The 1,944-nt window shown below is 75.8% G+C and carries 2 protein-coding genes; both read left to right on the top strand.

The genetic code is table 11. The features are described from left to right. On the top strand, positions 1-619 hold a 619-nt coding region (locus AB0J52_RS38400; protein WP_500187946.1), incomplete at its 5' end, for an ABC transporter permease subunit. Positions 620-647: 28 nt separating this feature from the next. After that, positions 648-1,944 (top strand): FGGY family carbohydrate kinase (locus AB0J52_RS38395; RefSeq protein ID WP_500187945.1); only part of this gene is annotated, 1,297 nt, incomplete at its 3' end.

The following is a 1,944-nucleotide window of genomic DNA, read 5'->3' as shown; positions in this document are numbered from 1 at the left end:
CACCTGCCACGCCCGCGCCGCCGCCCGCCGCAAGGCCGGGCTGACGGCGACGTCCGAGCGCGTGCTCGTGCTGCGCAGCCTCGCCGCCCTGGTCGGGCTCGCGCTGGCCGTCTGGTACCTCAACCGCGACCGCGGCGTCGGCTGGATGTTCGTCTTCTTCCTGGCCCTGGTGCTCGTCGCGCACTACGTGCTGACCCGCACCAAGTACGGCAAGGCCGTGTACGCGGTCGGCGGCAACGTCGAGGCGGCCCGGCGCGCCGGCATCAACGTCCGCACCATCTACACCTCGGCGTTCGTCATCTGCACGACGCTCGCGGCGATCGGCGGCATCCTCGCGGCGGCGCGGCTCGCGGCGGCCAACCAGAGCACCGGCGCGGGCGACGTCAACCTGAACGCGATCGCCGCCGCCGTCATCGGCGGGACGAGCCTGTTCGGCGGCCGCGGCGGCGCGTTCGCCTCGCTGCTGGGCATCCTGGTCATCCAGTCCATCTCCAACGGCCTGACGCTGCTGAACCTGGACTCGTCCTACCGGTTCATGGTGACCGGCGCGGTGCTGATGCTCGCGGTCGCGCTCGACTCGGTCGCCCGCCGCTCGCGCGCCTCGGCCGGCCGGGCCTGAGCCGGGCCCGGACGGGAGGGAGAGCCTGATGGCGGTCGTGTGCGTCGACGCGGGCACCACGATGATCAAGGTCGTCGGCTACGCGGACGACGGCGCGGAGCGGGTCGTGGTCCGCCGCCCCACCGAGGTGCGGCGGCCCGCGCCCGGCCACGTCGAGCAGGACATGGACGAGGTCTGGCGGGCGGTCGCGAGCGGCGTGCGCGAGGTGCGCGAGCGGCTCGGCGGCGCGCCGGTGGCGTACCTGGCGGTCACCGCGCAGGGCGACGGCTGCTGGCCCGTGGACGCGGCGGGCCGCCCCACCGGCCCGGCGATCCTCTGGAACGACGGCCGCGCCGCCGATACCGTCGGCGGCTGGCTCCGCGCGGGCGTCATGGACACCGCGTTCCGGACCAACGGCTCGGTGTCGTTCGCTGGCGTCCCCACCGGGATCCTCACCTGGCTGCGCGCGCACGACCCCGGCCGGCTCGCCCGCACCGCCGCGACCCTCACCTGCGGCGGCTGGATCTTCTCCCGGCTCACCGGCGAGATCGCCGTGGACGAGTCGGACGCGGCCGTCCCCTTCATGGACGTCCGCACGCGCGACTACTCCGACGCGCTGCTGCGCCTGTACGGCATGGAGTGGGCACGGCCGCTGCTGCCGGAGATCCGGTCCGACGACCGCCGCGCCGCCGGGCTGACCGCCTCGGCCGCCGCCGAGCTCGGCCTGCCGGACGGCACCCCGGTCGTGCTCGCGCCCTACGACGTCGCCTCGACGGCGTTCGGCGCGGGAGCCACCGAGACCGGCCAGGCGTGCGTCATCCTCGGCACCACCGTGTGCACCGAGACGATCGTCGACGCGCCCGACCTCGACGGCCGGCCGACCGGCCTCACCCTGCCGCTCGGCCTGGCGGGCGGCCGCTACCTGCGCGCCTTCCCGACCCTGTCCGGGGGCCAGGTCGTGGACTGGGCGCGCCGCCTGCTCGGCATGGAGGGGGATCCGGGGGCGCTGTCGGAGCTGGCCGCGCAGGCCCCCGCCGGGTCCGGCGGGCTGGTCTTCCTTCCTTACCTCTCGCACGCGGGGGAGCGGGTCCCGTTCCTGGACCCCGACGCGCGCGGCGCGTTCCACGGCCTGACCGTCGACCACGAGCGTCCGCACATGGCCCGGGCCGTCCTGGAGGGACTGACCATGGTCGTCCGCGACTGCCTGGCCGCCGCCGGCACCCCCGCCACCGAACTGCGCGTCAGCGGCGGCGGCTCCGCCAGCCCCGCGTGGCTGCGGATGATGGCCGACGTCACCGGCGTCCCGGGACGAATGCCTGCGATGGCTGGAGGCGCTCGCCCCCACC

This window comes from Spirillospora sp. NPDC049652 (assembly GCF_040675125.1).
Classification (GTDB): Bacteria; Actinomycetota; Actinomycetes; order Streptosporangiales; family Streptosporangiaceae; genus Spirillospora.
The sequence above is the reverse complement of the archived record's forward strand: the minus strand, read 5'-3'. Positions and strand labels throughout refer to the sequence as shown.